At 72.9% G+C, this 14,868-nt stretch carries 12 protein-coding genes and 1 pseudogene; 6 read left to right on the top strand and 7 right to left on the bottom strand.

What is annotated here, in order from left to right; translation table 11 throughout:
* Window positions 1-18: 18 nt before the first annotated feature.
* On the bottom strand, window positions 19-2,190 hold the full coding sequence (locus ACIQWR_RS10310) for a transglycosylase domain-containing protein (protein ID WP_404006513.1): 2,172 nt from the start codon (window positions 2,188-2,190) through the stop codon (window positions 19-21).
* Window positions 2,191-2,371: 181 nt separating this feature from the next.
* Between ACIQWR_RS10310 and ACIQWR_RS10315 the strand changes: the two genes are divergently transcribed.
* Together ACIQWR_RS10315 and ACIQWR_RS10320 are read left to right on the top strand one after the other, a co-directional pair.
* Window positions 2,372-2,731: a PadR family transcriptional regulator gene (locus tag ACIQWR_RS10315; RefSeq protein ID WP_404006515.1), complete on the top strand. Its 360-nt coding sequence runs from the start codon at window positions 2,372-2,374 to the stop codon at window positions 2,729-2,731.
* Complete coding sequence (locus tag ACIQWR_RS10320) at window positions 2,728-3,618, top strand: hypothetical protein (protein WP_404006517.1); 891 nt, start codon at window positions 2,728-2,730, stop codon at window positions 3,616-3,618. The genes ACIQWR_RS10315 and ACIQWR_RS10320 overlap by 4 nt, the downstream gene beginning before the upstream one ends.
* A 48-nt stretch (window positions 3,619-3,666) precedes the next feature.
* On the opposite strand, the gene ACIQWR_RS10325 is transcribed toward ACIQWR_RS10320, so the two are convergent.
* Window positions 3,667-4,443 (bottom strand): class I SAM-dependent methyltransferase, encoded by a 777-nt coding sequence (locus tag ACIQWR_RS10325; protein ID WP_399257400.1) that lies wholly within the window; start codon window positions 4,441-4,443, stop codon window positions 3,667-3,669.
* A gap of 253 nt (window positions 4,444-4,696) precedes the next feature.
* Between ACIQWR_RS10325 and ACIQWR_RS10330 the strand changes: the two genes are divergently transcribed.
* Window positions 4,697-5,152, top strand: a complete 456-nt coding sequence (locus ACIQWR_RS10330) for a hypothetical protein (RefSeq protein ID WP_404006519.1) — start codon at window positions 4,697-4,699, stop codon at window positions 5,150-5,152.
* Window positions 5,153-5,202: 50 nt separating this feature from the next.
* Window positions 5,203-5,379: pseudogene (locus tag ACIQWR_RS10335) on the top strand (phosphoesterase); the annotation flags it as partial.
* Between the two features lie 128 nt (window positions 5,380-5,507).
* On the opposite strand, the gene ACIQWR_RS10340 reads toward ACIQWR_RS10335, so the two are convergent.
* From ACIQWR_RS10340 to ACIQWR_RS10350, 3 genes are all read right to left on the bottom strand, one after another.
* Entirely contained in the window at window positions 5,508-6,200 is a 693-nt protein-coding gene (locus ACIQWR_RS10340; protein ID WP_404006521.1) for an SMI1/KNR4 family protein, read from the bottom strand.
* Between the two features lie 162 nt (window positions 6,201-6,362).
* A complete protein-coding gene (locus tag ACIQWR_RS10345; protein ID WP_404006522.1) occupies window positions 6,363-8,675 on the bottom strand; it encodes an FdhF/YdeP family oxidoreductase in 2,313 nt (770 codons plus the stop codon).
* Between the two features lie 218 nt (window positions 8,676-8,893).
* The gene (locus tag ACIQWR_RS10350; protein WP_404006524.1) at window positions 8,894-9,589 is read right to left on the bottom strand and encodes a DUF3152 domain-containing protein; all 696 of its coding nucleotides are present in this window, start codon (window positions 9,587-9,589) and stop codon (window positions 8,894-8,896) included.
* A 293-nt stretch (window positions 9,590-9,882) separates the two neighbouring features.
* Between ACIQWR_RS10350 and ACIQWR_RS10355 the strand changes: the two genes are divergently transcribed.
* Complete coding sequence (locus ACIQWR_RS10355) at window positions 9,883-10,767, top strand: aminoglycoside phosphotransferase family protein (RefSeq protein ID WP_404007466.1); 885 nt, start codon at window positions 9,883-9,885, stop codon at window positions 10,765-10,767.
* Window positions 10,768-10,827: 60 nt separating this feature from the next.
* Here the strand turns inward: ACIQWR_RS10355 and ACIQWR_RS10360 are convergent, their stop codons facing one another.
* Together ACIQWR_RS10360 and ACIQWR_RS10365 are read right to left on the bottom strand one after the other, a co-directional pair.
* The gene (locus tag ACIQWR_RS10360) at window positions 10,828-12,021 is read right to left on the bottom strand and encodes a GDSL-type esterase/lipase family protein (protein WP_404006526.1); all 1,194 of its coding nucleotides are present in this window, start codon (window positions 12,019-12,021) and stop codon (window positions 10,828-10,830) included.
* Window positions 12,018-12,656: a TetR/AcrR family transcriptional regulator gene (locus ACIQWR_RS10365; RefSeq protein WP_404006528.1), complete on the bottom strand. Its 639-nt coding sequence runs from the start codon at window positions 12,654-12,656 to the stop codon at window positions 12,018-12,020. The genes ACIQWR_RS10360 and ACIQWR_RS10365 overlap by 4 nt, the downstream gene beginning before the upstream one ends.
* Before the next feature lie 202 nt (window positions 12,657-12,858).
* Here ACIQWR_RS10365 and ACIQWR_RS10370 point away from each other — a divergent pair, with 202 nt between their 5' ends.
* Window positions 12,859-14,796 (top strand): hypothetical protein, encoded by a 1,938-nt coding sequence (locus ACIQWR_RS10370; RefSeq protein WP_404006530.1) that lies wholly within the window; start codon window positions 12,859-12,861, stop codon window positions 14,794-14,796.
* The last annotated feature ends 72 nt before the right edge of the window (window positions 14,797-14,868 follow it).

Consider the following 14,868-nt stretch of genomic DNA (forward strand, 5'->3'; position numbering starts at 1 on the left):
TAGCGCACCCCCGAGGGGTCACCGCACCGCCTTGATGTACTCCGCCCACAGCTCGACCGCCCGGTCGCTGCCCGGGGTACCGGGCGCGTCCGCGCCGAGGCCGGTCAACGGCAGCGGGATCAGGTCGGTGAGGGACATCCGGTAGACCACCACGGCGGTGGACTCCTGCCCGGTGTTGGCGACGAACCAGCCCGCGGTGTTCGCCGCGGTCGTCCCGGTCTTGCCCGCCGTGCCCGGGTGCGTCCTGCTCACGGCCTTCGCCGAGCCCTCGGTGACGGCGTCCCGCAGGGCGTTGGTCACCGACGCGGCCGCCGTGGCCGACATCGCCCGGGCGGGCTTGGGGGCCACGACCGGCAGCGCGCTCCCGTTGCGCGTGATCGAGCGCACCGAATAGGGCTCGGTGTGCATGCCGGCGGCGGCGAAGGTCTCGTAGGCCCCGGCCATCCGGATCGCGCTGGGCGTCGAGTTCTCCCCGAGCGCGAAGCCGGGCACCTGGGGGCCGAGGCTCGCGCCGAGCAGTCCGGCGCGCTGGGCCAGGCCGTCCACCCGGTCGAGGCCGACGTCGAGGCCCAGTTGCAGCATCGGGGTGTTCACCGAGTTGGCGACGGCCTGGCGCAGGGTGACCTGGCCCCAGCTGCGGGCGACGTCGTTGCGCCCCTTGACGACCTTGCCGCTGCGGTCCCAGTAGGGGCCGTCGGGCGTCTGCACGGTGACCTGGTCGTTGCCGTCGTAGAGGGAGGTCGGGGCGACCTTGGTGCGCGGCTTGCCGCGGGTGCGCATGACGCCGTCGTCCAGGGCGGCGGCGTAGACGAAGGGGGTGAAGGCCGTGCCGACCGGGATCGTCGTCGCGTTCGATTCGTTGAAGCCCTGCTTCAGGTAGTCGGGTCCGCCGTAGACGGCGAGCAACCGCCCGTCGGGGGCGACGCTGGCCGCGCCGATCTTCGCGTACGTGTCGGTGGTGGGCCGGTGCTCGGCGTCGAAGTCCTTCTGCGTCTTCTGCACGGCCGCGGTGAGCGCGTCCATGCGGGACCTGTCGAAGGTCGTGTAGATCTGGTAGCCGCCGAGGTCGAAGTCGGCGTCCTTGATGTGCCCCGACTTGATCGCGTAGGCCTTGGCCAGCTCCACCAGGTAGCCGGACTGGCCGGTGGCGTCGCTGGCGACGGACCGCTCCACGGGGTCGGGGAACTTCGTGTACTTCGCGCGCTCGGCCGCCGTGAGGTTGCCGGTCTCGACCATCCGGTCCAGCGTCCAGCTCCAGCGTTCGACGGCGCGGGCGCGGTTCTCCTTGCTGATCGCCGGGTCGTACAGGGCGGCGCCCTTGAGGAGCGAGGCGAGGAAGGCGCCCTCGCTGGCGTTGAGCTGGGAGACGTCCTTGCCGTAGTACGCCTGGGAGGCGCGCTGGATGCCGTAGGTCCCCCGGCCGAACCAGCTGGTGTTGAGGTAGTCCTGCAGGATCTGCTGCTTGGTCTTCTGCCGGTCCAGTTTCACCGCGAGGAGGATCTCGGTGAACTTCCGGGAGACGGTGCGGTCCTGGTTCAGGTAGGCGTTCTTCACGTACTGCTGCGTGATGGTCGAGCCGCCCTGGGTCTCGCCCCCGGTCACGGCGGCCTTCACCGCGCGCAGGAAGCCCGAGGGGGAGACCCCGGGGTCCGAGTAGAAGCTCGCGTTCTCGGCCGAGAGGATGGCGCCCTGAACCGGCTTGGGAACCTTCTCCAGCGGCATTTCCTGGCGGCTGACCCAGCCCGTGCGGGCCATCTTGGAGCCGTCGGACCAGTAGTAGACGTTGTCCTGCTGCTTCGCGAAGGAGTTCAGGTCGTCGGGTATGTCGGTGACCGCGTAGGCACAGCCGACGAAGGCGAGCACGGCGAGGAAGCCGTAGAGGCACGCGCCCAGCCATTGGCGCCAGGACGGGATCCACCGGCGCCAGTCGGCGCGCCCGGGCCGGGGGTAGTCCGGCTTCAGGCGCCGGGCGAGGGGGCGCGCGCGGGCGACGAGCGGGGCGAGGGCGGGGGCCAGCGCCGCCCGGCGGGCGGCGACCCACGCGACCCACGCGGCCCACCTGGCCGCGCCGGCACGCTCGGTGCGGCGCTTGCGCCGACGGCCCGCGGGGGCCTTGCGCCCGGCCCCGACCCCGGCCGTCGCCCGATCGTCGCCCGACCCCTGCTCTGCTGCCCCGCCGCGTCTGCTCACGCCGAATGTCCCCTCTGCTCCCGTACCCCCTCACCATAAATCGCTCGTACGAACCTCCATGACGCCGCCCCGGCCGATGGGACCCTTCGGCGGTCGCTCGGCGGACCGCTCCCCGCTCCCCCTCCCGCCGCCCTCCCGCTCCGCCGCCGTTATATGCCGGTGGGTGACTTACGATGCGGACATGAGTGATCGTGCGATGCAGGAACCCACCCTCCTCCTCCTGACCGCGCTCGCGGACGAGCCCCGGCACGGCTACGCCATCGCCCGCGAGGTGGAGAAGATCTCGGACGGTCGGGTCAAGCTGCGCACCGGCACGCTGTACGGCGCCCTGGAGCGGCTGCTCGGGCAGGGCCTGATCGAGGTGCACGAGGAAGAGGTCGTGGACAGCCGCCTGCGCCGTACGTACACGCTCACTCCGGCCGGGCGGGAGGGCCTCGGCGCCGAAGCGAAGCGGATCGCCGCGACGGCGCGCGAGGCGACCCGGCGCCTGGGCGTCACCGGCGAGGCCACCGGCGGCGTCACCGGCCGGGCCACCGCGTGAGCCTGCCGCTGCTGCGCCTGTACCCGGCCGGGTTCCGCCGCGAGTTCGGCGACGAGATAGCCGAGGCCTACCGCGAGGCGACCGAAGGGGCCGACCGGCGCACCCGATTCCGGGAGGCCGCCGACATCGCGGCGCACGCCTTCCGGCTGCGACTGGGCACGGGCTCCGCCCAGCCGGGCGGGCGGCTCTTCGCCGCCGTGTCGCCCTACGCGCTGGCCGCCACGGCCTCGTACGCCGCCTTCAACCTGATCTCGACGGTCTCCGACTGGCAGATCAGCGACAACCCCGACTTCCTCGTGCCGCTCACCTACGCCACGAGCGGCAGCTACGTGGTGGCGCTCGTCGGCGCGGTACTGGCACTGTGCGGACGCGCCTCGGGCGCCCTGTGGTCCCTGGTCGGCATGATCGCCAACGCCCTCTGCGTCCTCGTCGTGGTGCTGCCCGCCGACCTGCCGGTGCCCTGGCAGCTCCCGGCCTTCCTGCTGCTGCCGCTGGTGTCCGCCGTCCTCCCGCTGGCCTGCCCGCCGGACCTGCGGCCGCCGCGCCGGATCCTCAGCACCGCCGGGGTGGTGGCCCTGGTCCTGTGGGCCCCGCTCGCGGTCTTCCTCTTCGCCCTGCTCGACTCGAAGGGGATCGGGCTCTTCCTGCACTGGCGGTACGGGGTCCCCGTGCTCGCGGCGCTGGCGCTGGCGGGCCGCTCCGCCCTGTCCGGGCTCCGCACCGCGCCCCAGGTCGCGGTCGCCGCGCTGCCCTTCATGATCACCAGCTTCTTCGGCGGCGTGCTGGACGGGGACAGCATCCCCTCCGTCCTCCTGCTGCTCGCCATCACGGCCTACGGCGTACGCCAGTGGCGGCGCCGGAACTCCGGGACGCCCACCCCCACCTGACACCGGCCCGCGCCGGCCCGGGACCGGCTCGGGGCCGTCCGCGCCGGGTCAGCGCGCGCTGACCCGGATCTTGGACTGGCCGTGGCCGAGTTCCTCCCAGTCGTCCATGAACCGGGCCGCGAGTCCGTGCCGGGCGGCCAGGGCGATCAGGGTCTCGGTGCGGTAGTAGAAGTCCTCGCGCAGCACCTGGTGCTCGGAACCGGTGGTGCGGTCGAAGGTGAAGTCGAAGTGGCCTCCCGGCGCCAGCACCCGGCCGACGTGCGCGAGGCACTCGTCGATGACCTCGATCGGCGAGTGCGAGAACACGCTGTGCGCGTGCACGACGTCGAAGTGGGCGTCGGGCAGGAAGTCCAGCGTCAGGTTCCCCGTGATGGTCAGGTGCGGGACCTTGTCCTGGAGCCCCCGCTCGGTCAGGGTCTCCTTCGCGGCGATCAGGATGTCGGGCGAGATGTCGATGCCGTAGTAGTGGCCCGGCTCCAGGTAGTCGATGAAGCGCCAGCCCGCGCGCAGGTTGCCGCAGCCTATGTCCAGCATCCTGGCGCCCGGCGCGAGGTCGTGCCGCAGCAGGTAGTCGAACTGCATCCGGCCGAGCGCGAGCCAGCGTTCGTGCGTCTGACTGCCCACGGCGGCCTCGGGGTTGCGCCGGGTGTCCGAGGCCATCACCGCGCGGTAGTAGCTCACGTGGTCGGGGTGCTTGAAGGCCAACCAGCGGTCGCGCGCGGCCCGCTTCAGGTACGGGGCGATGCGGTGCGGACTGCTCGCGGCGTACCGGACCTTGTGGGCGAGCGACGCCCGGTTGGCGACGAGGTTCTTCTTGCTGGCCATGCCTGCTCCATCTCCGTCACACGCCGAGTCCCCGGTACGCACGGCGGCGTCGACCGCCGCCGGACCGGGATTCATGTGGCCACTATATGCCGGTGACCGACATATGCACGTCGCGGGGGGATGCCCGGGGCTCCTCGGGGTTTCCCGCGGTTTCCCGGATCCGTCCCCGGGAGGAGACGGCCGCCTCCTCGACGGCCGAACCGGGGTGCACCAGGCTCGGACCGACCCGCTCCCCCGGCGAAAGGGAACTCCCATGCACACCGCACTCCTCAGGAGCCACACCCGTACGTTCGCGAAGGCCGGCACGGCGGTCGCGGTCGCCACCCTGCTCCTGTCCGCGACCTCGACGGCCACGGCGCACGCCGCACCGGCCGCGCCCACCGGCGCCAAGGCCTACGTGCAGCGCTGCACGGACCTCGGCAACGGCACCCTGTGCATCGACGTCAACGGCCGGGTCGGCGCGCAGGGCGTCATCGGCGTCGGCTATTGGAAGCGGGCCGGGGACGCCGTCCACGTCCGGCTCGGCTGGCAGAACACCACGGGCGGCGGCGCGAACTTCAGCAGGACCGTGCACGGTCCGCTGGTCCCGGGGTCCAACACCGGCACCGAGACCTGGCGGACCTACCTCGCCGCCGGCTGCGTGTACCCGCTGATCGAGGTGGTCGGCCAGGGCACCCTCAAGGGCAAGGAGGTCTGCGTCCCCTCCTGACCGGAACGGCCGACGGGGGCGTCCTGGCGGGCACGTGGGCCCGGACGCGGTACTCGCCGCAGGGCTACGGCGGCCAGAACGCCCGCTGGTCCCTGCCGGGCAACGGCCCGGACTCGGTCGACCAGCCCGGTGCCCTCTCGTTCGTCCACGGCAACCTCGGCATCATCGCGCTCGACGCCAACGACGTCTCGTACGGGATCACCACCAACATCGGCATCAGCGGCGGGGTGAACAAGCCCGTCCGGCTCTGGTGGTGAGGATCGCGCAGGCGGCACCTGAGCAACTCATCGTCTCTGCCTGGAAACAGGTCCCTGATGCTCACGATCTCGACTCGGTCGAGCCCCTCTCCAAGAGGTCAGCCCTCCAGCCAGTCCCCCGGCACCGCCTCCCGCAGCTGCTCCAGCCCTTCTTCCGTACGGACCCGGGCATGCAGGCAGAACCCGTCCAGCTCGCGGATCAGGACATCGGCGTCAGCGAACCAGCGCATGTCGCGCCCCACGCGGGGAAGCTCCGGAAAGAGCCCATCCAGCTGAGTCTCCTCGGCGCCCTCCTCCAGGAAGTCAGTGAACCCGCCACTGAACAGCACCGTCTCGGACATCACCATCTCGACGCAGGCAGTCATCAGACTCGATTCCCAGGCTTCCCACCGCTCCTGTGACTTGTCGGCGAGATCCGCACGCACAACGGTGCCTGGGTCGCCGTCGCCCAGTTCTGCCAACAGGATGCCCCAGGAGGCCGCCCCCTGGTTCTCCGTCCGGTACACGAGCGCGCCGTCGAACACGTGCAGTTCATCGGGCTCGAGCAGGGTGTCGTGGTTGCTGGTCAGGTCGGTCCGTCGACCCAGCAACAGATACGTCTCACGAAGCGCGGCCGGCAGATCAAGGCCCAGGCGCCGCTCGGCTGCCTCGATGTCCGCCACCGCGAATCCGTCACCCGGCCGAAGTGGCTGCTGCCAGTGGGCGGCGAAGTCAGCGACGAATCGCCACGCTTCCCCACGATGACTCAATGCTGCAGGTAGACGGGTGTGGATGTCGAAAGTCTCAGTCATGCCCGCACCCTACGGCGGGGCGCCGACACCATCCGGCCGAAGTGCTGACGTTGAACGCGGTGGCCCGCAAGGTCCCGATCGGCGAGCGCACCGACCCGGGACGGCTTCGCGTACGTCAGCGCGCCCGGCGGGCCGGTCCGGACGGCGGACGGCGGGCCGCCCTCAGATCACCGCGACCGCGGCCGGTCCGCTGTCCGGCTCGAAGCGGATGACGACCGACTTGTAGGCGGGGGTGTTGCTGATGTCCGAGGTGTGGTCGAGGGGTACCAGGACGGTCGCCTCCGGCATGTAGGCGGCCGCGCATCCCCGCGCCGTGGGGTAGGAGACCACCTTGAAGTGGGCGGCCCGGCGCTCCCGGCCGTCGGGCCACTCGGAGACGAGGTCGACGAAGGACCCCTCGGTCACGCCGAGGGCGGTGATGTCCGCGGGGCTGACCAGGACCACGCGCCGGCCCTCGTGGACGCCGCGGTAGCGGTCGTCGAGGCCGTAGATCGTGGTGTTGTACTGGTCGTGCGAGCGCAGCGTCTGGAGCAGCAGCCGCCCTTCGGGGACGTCGAGCACCACCATGTCGTTGACCGTGAAGTTGGCCCTGCCCGTGTGGGTGGGGAAGCTGCGCGCGTCCCGGGGGGCGTGCGGCAGCACGAAGCCGCCGGGCCGGCGCACCCGGGCGTTGAAGTCGTCGAAGCCCGGGACCACCCGCTCGATGCGGTCCCGCAGCCGGTCGTGGTCGGCGGCGAACTCCTCCCAGGGGACGTCGTCACCGGGGCCGAGCGCAGCGCGGGCCATCGCGCAGACGATGGAGGTCTCCGAGCGCAGCATCGGTTCGGGCTTCAGCCGCCCGCGCGAGGCGTGCACCCGTCCCATCGAGTCCTCCACGGTCACGAACTGCGGCCCCGCCTGCGTGCGGTCCTCGTCCGAGCGTCCCAGCGTGGGCAGGATCAGCGCCCGCCGGCCCGTGATCAGGTGGGACCGGTTGGGCTTGGTGGAGATCTGCACCGTCAGGGAGCAGCGGCGCAGTGCTTCCTCGGTGACCGGGGTGTCCGGGGCCGCGGCCGCGAAGTTGCCGCCCATGCCGACGAAGACCTTCACCTCGCCGTCGCGCATCGCCTTGATGGCGCCCACCGAGTCGTAGCCGTGGTGGCGCGGCGAGGTGAATCCGAACTCCTCGCCGAGCGCCCGGTGGAAGGCCTCGGTGGGGCGCTCGTAGATGCCCATCGTGCGGTCGCCCTGCACGTTGGAGTGGCCGCGGACCGGGCAGACGCCCGCGCCCGGGCGGCCCACGTTGCCGCGCAGCAGCAGGAAGTTGACGATCTCCCGCAGCGTGGGCACGGAGTGCTTGTGCTGGGTCAGGCCGAGCGCCCAGCACACGATCACGCTCTTGGACTCCAGGACCATCCGCGCGGCCGCTTCGATCTGCTCCATGGGCAGGCCGGTGGCGGCCAGCACGTCGTCCCGTTCGGTGGCGCGGGCGTCCCGCTCCCAGGCCTCGAAGCCGAGGGTGTGCTCGGCGATGAAGGCCCGGTCGAGGACGGTGCCCGGGGCCTCGTCCTCGGCGCGCAACAGCAGCTGGTTCAGGGCCCGGAAGAGGGCGAGGTCGCCGCCCGTACGGATCTGCAGGAACAGGTCGGTGAGCTTGGTGCCGTCGCCCAGGACGCCGCGCGGACGCTGGGGGTTCTTGAACCGTTCCAATCCCGCTTCGGGCAGCGGGTTCACGCTGATGATCCGGCCGCCGTTGCCCTTGGTCTGTTCGAGGGCGGCCATCATCCGGGGGTGGTTGGTACCGGGGTTCTGCCCCGCGACGATGACCAGGTCGGCGTGGTGGATGTCCTCCAGGGAGACGCTTCCCTTGCCGACGCCGAGGGTTTCCACCAGCGCGTCCCCGGTGGCCTCGTGGCACATGTTGGCGCAGTCCGGCAGGTTGTTGGTGCCCAGGCGCCGGGCGAGGAGCTGGAGCGCGAAGGCCGGTTCGTTCGGGGTGCGGCCGGAGGTGTAGAAGACGGCCTCGTCGGGCGAGTCGAGGGCGGCGAACTCCTCGCCGATGATCTCGTACGCCCGCTCCCAGCTGACCGGGACGTAGTGCGTCGCGCCGTCGTCCAGGAGCATCGGGTGGGTGAGCCGGCCCTGTTGGCCGAGCCAGTAGCCGGACCTGCCGAGCAGGTCGGCCACCGCGTGTTCGGCGAAGAAGGCGGGCGTCACCCGCCTCCGGGTGGCCTCCTCGGCCACGGCCTTGGCGCCGTTCTCGCAGAACTCCGCCCGGTGCACCCGGTCCTCCTCGGGCCAGGCGCAGCCGGGGCAGTCGAAGCCGTCCGACTGGTTGACCCGCAGCAGGGTGCGGGCACTGCGCAGAACGCCCATCTGCCGCTGCGCCAGCCGCATCGCGGTGGTCACCGCGTGCACGCCGACCGCGTGGTGGCTGGGCTCCGTGATGCGGGGGGCGTCCTGGGCGGGATCGGATCCGGGCGCGCGGACGGCCATCGTGCTCCTTGGGTTGGTACCGGACCCGCCGCGCCGTGGGCGTCGTCCCGCGGGGCACGGTGGGACCGCCGGTGCGTTCTCCGTATCGGCCTTCGAAGGCTACGGGGGCTGGAGCGGCCCGATCATGAGGCGAAGGCCCCGCCGTCCCCACGACCAAGGGACCCCCGTCCACCTGCCGAAGGGCCGTGCCGAAGGCCCGTATCGGGGCCCGGCCCCTCCTACTGCGCCTCGGGTCCCGTGAGGAAGGCGCCGTCCGCGGTGTAGGGCCAGGCGTTGGACACGCAGCCGTCCAGCCCCTTGATCTGCTGCATCATCACCGGCGCCGGTCGGCCGCGGCCCGGGCACCCCATGTGCCGGCGGTAGCCGATCATGTGACCCACCTCGTGGTTGATGATGAGGTGCCGGTACTCGGTGGCCGGTCCGTCGTACTGCGGCGAACCCTGCATCCAGCGCTTGAGGTTGACGACGACTCCCCCGGTGATCTCGCAGTTCAGCTCCCCGCGGGTGTTGCCGACCGGCGCGCAGAGGGTGTCTGTGGTCTTCGGGGTGGCGATCTTGATGGTGACGTCGGCTTCGGTGTCGACCAGTTGGAACTGACCCTGGCCGTGCGCGGCCCAGCTCCTCGGGTCGGAGAGGATCGCCTGGATCTCCGTGGCCGCCTGTACGGGCGACACGTCGATGCCGTCCTCGACCTCCACCCGGTAGCGGCGCAGCGGCCCACCGGTCCCGATGACGGCTCCGGAAGCCTGCGCGCTGGTGAAGGTGCCGGGCCCGGAGGCGGGCACCGGGGGTCCGGAGTACGGGGGTGCGTGGGTACCGCTCCCGGGCCGCTGGGAGAGGGCGAAGCCGCCGGTGAGCGCCAGTCCCAACAGGGAGAGGGCGATGACCGGCAGCCGACTGTGCCGCGTTGCCACGGTGTGGATCCTGCCTTTCCTGGGCGCTGGTCACGGCGGTCGGCTGCGCCGGGCCGGTGCGTCCTTCGAGCAGTCTGGGAGACCGACGTTTCCAGCATCGCGGGGTCACCGGTCGGGAACCGCACGATCATGTATCAACCGCGTATCAACGCCCGGAACGGCTGGTTCCGCGCATGCCGTGCATTCCTCGCGCATTCCGCGTATTCCACCGCCGGGGAAACCCGGTTGACGCCCCGCCGCCTCCGACGGTCGGATGGTGCGTCATGAGCACAGGTGCGGAGAGCGCGGAACAGATGCACGCGGGCAGCCACCCCATCGACGAGGACCTCGTACGGCGCCTGGTCGCCGGCCGGTTCCCGCAGTGGGCCGGGCTGCCGGTGCGGCGGATCGCCTCGGGCGGCACGGTCAACGCCGTGTACCGGCTGGGCGGGACGAGGCTGGTCCGGCTGCCGCTGACGGCCGACGGCGCCGGGGACGTACCGCACGAGCAGGAGTGGCTGCCCCGGCTGGCTCCGCTGCTCCCGACGGCCGTCCCCGAGGTGCTGGGGGTCGGCGGGCCCGCCGAGGGGTATCCGTGGTCGTGGTCGGTGTACCGGTGGCTGGAGGGCGAGAACCCCGCGGCCGGGGCGCTGGACGCGCCCGAGGCACTGGCCGGGGACCTGGCCGCCTTCGTGGCGGCGATGCGGAAGGTCACGCTGGGGCGGGCACCGCGGGCCCACCGCGGCGGGCCGCTGGCCGCGCTCGACGCGGCGACCCGGGCGGCCGTCGAGGAGCTGCGCGGGATCCCGGGCGAAGCCGTCGACTGCGACGCGCTGGCGGCCGTGTGGGACCGGGCGTCGCGCGCCCCGGCGTGGGACGGACCTCCCGTGTGGCTGCACGCCGACCTCATGCCGGGGAACGTGCTCGTGCGGGGCGGGCGGCTCGCCTCGGTGATCGACTTCGGTTGTGCGGGGGTGGGCGATCCGGCCTGCGACCTGTTCCCCGCCTGGAACCTGCTGCCCGCCGACGCCCGGGAGGTCTTCCGCACGGCCCTCGGCGTGGACGACGCGACCTGGCTGCGCGGCCGCGCCCGGGCCCTGTCCCAGGCGGTGATCGCGCTGCCCTACTACCGGAACACCAACCCGGCGATGGCACGCAACGCCCGGCACGTGATCGCGGCGGTGCTGGAGCGGGGGTGACGCCGCCGGACGGGGCGGGGGCTGGGGAACAGGGCCAGGGGGCTGGGTCAGGGGGCTGGGTCAGGGAGCGGGCCGGGCGGTCGGGTCCGCGAAGGGGCCCTCGGGTGCGAAGGCGCGTGCGGCGAAGCGCTCGCCGATGCGGCGGTGCGTGGCGGCGTCCGGGTGCAGCTCGTCGGGCAGCGGCAGCTCGGCGTTGTCGGCCTCGCCGTAGAGCTCGCGGCCGTCCAGGTAGTGCAGGTTCGGGTCGCAGGCCGCCCGCTCCGCCACGATCCGGGCCAGTTCCTCCCGGACGACGCCGAGGGTCAGCTTGCCGCTCGCGCGCTCCGCGGGATCACCGGTGGCCAGGAAGCGCAGTCGACCGGCGCTGAAGGCGGCGAAGTCGGGGGCGCTGGGACCCGGGGTGTCCTCGTGGATCGGGCACAGGATGGAGGAGACCACCAGCAGCGGCGCATCGGGGTGGCCCTCCCGGATGGTGTCGAGGAAGCCGTGGACGGCGGGGCCGAAGGCCCGCAGCCGCATCAGGTCGGTGTTGACCAGGTTGATGCCGATCTTGAGGCTGATCAGGTCGGCGGGGGCGTCGCGCAGGGCGCGGGCGGTGAACGGGTCGAGCAGGGCGCTGCCGCCCAGGCCCAGGTTGGTCAGCTCCACCCCGCCGAGGGCGGCGGCCAGCGCGGGCCAGGTGGTGCTGGGGCTCTCGGCGTCGGATCCGTGACTGATCGAGCTGCCGTGGTGCAGCCACACCCTGCGCCCGTGGTCCGGCGCGGGCTCGACGGGCGCGTCGGAGCGCAGGGCCACCAGACGGGTGGTCTCGTTGTGCGGCAGCCAGATCTCCACGTCCTTGTCCGCGTCGGCGAGGCCGGAGAAGCGGAGGGTGCCGACCGGGCCGGGCTGCTCGGTGGTGGTGCCCGCGGCCAGGTCGATGGTGAGGGTGGTGCCCCCGGCGACGCCGGCCCGCCCGACCAGGCTGCCGTCGACCAGCAGGTCGTAGACGCCCTCCGGGCGCGGCGGGGCGCCCACGTAGACGCGCTTGGTGGGCAGGGTGTCGAGTTCGAGGGCGGTGGCCCGGGTGCGGAAGACGAGCCGTACGCCGGAGGGCTGCGACTCCGCCATGGCGAGCTGGCCGTCGGCGTTCTGGGCGCGGGCCCGGGCGGGCAGCCGGTGCGGCAGGACGCCCTGTTCGGTGTGCTCCAGGTCCAGCGCTCCGCGCAGGAGGTCCGCGGTGATCGGCGTGGTGATCCAGCGGTGCGTGCTCATGGTGTCGTCAGCCTGTCCGTCGAAGGGCCCGCATCGCCCGGATGCGGCGGTGCGCCACCACTGTGCGGCGGCGTGGTCCAGCTGCGCAGGAGGGCGTCCAGCCGGTCGAGGATCCACGACCAGGTCTCCTGCGGGTCGGGAGCGCTGTGGCTGAAGCCGCCGGACAGTTCCAGGGTGACGTAACCGTGGAAGACGCTGCCCAACAGCCGGACCGCGTGCGTCTGGTCGGGCTCGGTCAGGTCGTACCCGCGCAGGATCGCCCGGGTCATCCGGGCGTGCCGGCCGCCCGCGCTCGCGGCGGCCGCCTCCGGGTCGAGCCGGAACTGCGCCGCGGCGTAGCGACCGGGGTGCTGCCGGGCGTAGTCGCGGTAGACGTTCGCGAAGGCCGCCAGGGCGTCCTTGCCCGCCCGCCCGGCGAGGGCGACGGCGACCGCGTCGGCGAGTTCTTCCAGCGCGAGCAGGGCGATCCCGGTCTTGAGGTCGTGGGAGTTCTTCACGTGCGAGTACAGGCTCGCGACCTTGACGTCGAACTGTCGGGCCAGCGCCGAGACGGTCACCTGCTCGAAGCCGACCTCGTCGGCCAGCTCCGCCCCCGCCCGCACCAGACGTGCCGTGGTCAGTCCCGCACGTGCCATAGCCATCCCTCCATCAGCCTGAAGCCATTATTGATTTACCTAAAAGCTTTAGGCAAATCCCGCTTCCTTGGTCTCTCCGGGTCCATTGTGCGAGCCGGGAGGAACGCGGCGCGCCGGCCCTCGTTACCCACGCATGACGTGCGTCCGCGGCGCCCCCGCGGTGTTGCGGCGGTGACGGCACGTCACCGAACGAGGGAGGCTCATGGCACCGTCCATCACCCTGTCCGCCGTCCTGGCGACAGCCCTGCTGAGCATTCCCGGACCGACCACCGACACCACCGCCGGCACCACCGCCGGCTCCACCGGAACCACCGGCACCACCGCCGACGCAGCCGCCTCCGCCCCGCGCGCGGAGCAGGCCCGGCACGACGTGGGCCTGTTCGGCATCAAGGCCGCGGACCACGCGGCGGCGCAGGAGTTCACCGCCGCCGGCTCCCGTCTCGACCGGGTCGGCTTCTACCTGACCAGCGCGGCCTCCACCGGCACGGTGACCGTGCAGGTGCGCACCGCGCTGGACGGCGCCGCGTCCGCCGTCGCCACCCGGACGCTGGACCTGGCCGCCCTCGGCGGTGCGGGAGCGGGCTGGATCGAAGTTCCGTTCGGCGCACCGCTCACGGCGGGGAGTCCGTACTACCTGTTCGTCCAGGCCACCACCCGCGAGGGCAAGGCGGTCGTCTGGCACGGAACGCGGACCGCGGATCCCGGGTCCCCGGTCAGCTGGAACTACGACCGGGCCTACTGGGGAGGCTGGCACGCCGACGCCGCCCGCCTCGCCTTCCGCGTCAACCCCGTCGGCGCCGACCGCTGCGGGGAGAGCGAGCCCTGCTACGTGCCCACCTCCTCGTTGGCCGCCCGTACGGCCGGCCTGCTGACGAACCAGCAGGTGACGGAGGCCGTCGCGCCCTCGTTCGCGGTGGGTGCCGGCTACGTCGAGGGCAGCAACGTCCTGCGCCTGCCGTCGGGCCGCTGGCGCCACCTCCCCGCCGGTCGCAAGGCGTCGGTGGTGACCGGGGCCGACGACCCCGGTGCGCTGAAGCAGATCACCGAGAGCCGCGCCTGGCTGGCCGCCGGCAAGGTGCCCGGGTCGACGCCCGCGCGCCGGGAGGCGTCCCGGCGGGCGCTGTTGTCCATGCGGGCCCTGCTGCACCCGAACGGGGCGTTCGCCGCCGCCCGGTCACCGGCGTGGGAGTACTCCTGGCCCCGCGACGGCGGCTTCGCCGCTGCCGCCTTCGCCGCGACCGGCCACGACGCCGAGGCGTACCGGATGCTGCGCCACGACCAGGCGACCCAGCGTCCGGACGGCACCTGGGAGGCGCGCACCACGCTCGACGGCGCGGGTCCGCCCGACGCGCGGACCTGGCAGCTCGACGGCAACGGCTGGGTGCCCTGGGCGACCTGGCAGTGGTACCGGGCCGCGCCCGCCAAGGACCGGGCCGCCAGGCTGGCCGCGCTGTACCCGATGGTCCGCAAGGCCGCCGACTACGCGGCCGACTCGCTCGACGCGGACGGGCTGCCGCCCGCCGGACCGGACTACTGGGAGCTGCCGACGGACACCGCCAACATCGGCACCGCCGCGCCCCTGCTCTCGGGGCTCAACGCGGCCGCCGACCTCGCCCGGGCGTCCGGCCGCGGGGCCGACGCGACGCGCTGGGCGACGGCCGCCCGGCGCCTCGCCGACGGCATCGCGACGCACTTCGCACCGCTGGGCTACCCGCGGACCAGCGACGGGCTGCACGGCCGCGACAGCGCCGCCGCGTTCATGGCCCCGCCCTTCAACACCGCGCCCGCCGACCTGGCCACGGCCCTCGACTCCACCCACCGCGCACTGCTGCTGCCGAACGGGGGGCTCACGCCCGGCAACGACCCCGGGTTCAGTTGGGGGGCGTACGCCTGGACGCCCAGCACCACCTTCTTCGCGCTGGCCTGGGCCGGTACCGGTGAGCGGCAGAAGGCCGAACGCGTCCTGGACTGGGTCCTGTCCAAGCGCAACGGGCTCGGCGAGCTGCCCGAGACCGTCAACGGCAGCGGGCGGCCCTCCTCGGTCGCACCGCTCGGCTGGACCGATTCCCTGGTGCTCCTCACCGCCCTGGCCCTCGACGGCACCCCGGCCCCGACCCCGCCCACGACGCCGGCGCCGTAGGCCGTCCCCTCCGGATCCTGCCGGGCCGGGGGCCGGGGCGGGGCTCCCGGCCCCCGGCCCGGGCGTTGGGGC

Source organism: Streptomyces sp. NPDC098789 (assembly GCF_044759975.1).
Classification (GTDB): Bacteria; Actinomycetota; Actinomycetes; order Streptomycetales; family Streptomycetaceae; genus Streptomyces.